Origin of the sequence: Thermococcus sp. Bubb.Bath (genome assembly GCF_012027595.1) — an archaeon.
Classification (GTDB): domain Archaea; phylum Methanobacteriota_B; class Thermococci; order Thermococcales; family Thermococcaceae; genus Thermococcus.
Window position 1 is genome coordinate 1 of record NZ_SNUR01000042.1, and the last position, 423, is coordinate 423.

Annotated in this window: 1 pseudogene; it reads left to right on the forward strand. The window is 56.5% G+C overall.

The window, feature by feature from the left end:
* Positions 1 to 423 (forward strand): annotated as a pseudogene (locus tag E3E29_RS11435) (beta-CASP ribonuclease aCPSF1); the annotation flags it as partial.

The following is a 423-nucleotide window of genomic DNA, read 5'->3' on the forward strand; positions in this document are numbered from 1 at the left end:
TGAACCGGCCGTTTCGAGGTTCCCAAGGCTCGAGACCCTCGTCATGGAGTCTACCTACGGTGGAAGCAACGACCATCAGATGCCGCGTGAGGAAGCTGAGAAGCGCCTGATTGAGGTCATTCACCAGACAATAAGGAGGAAGGGCAAGGTTCTCATTCCGGCCATGGCCGTCGGTAGGGCCCAGGAGATAATGATGGTTCTCGAGGAGTACGCGAGGGTTGGTGGCATAGAGGTGCCGATTTACCTCGACGGAATGATTTGGGAGGCCACCGCCATACATACGGCCTATCCAGAATACCTCAGCAGACACCTCCGCGAGCAGATATTCCACGAGGGCTACAACCCATTCCTCAATCCGATATTCAAGCCCGTCGCCAACTCCAGGGAGAGGCAGGACATCATAGACAGCGGTGAGCCGGCGAT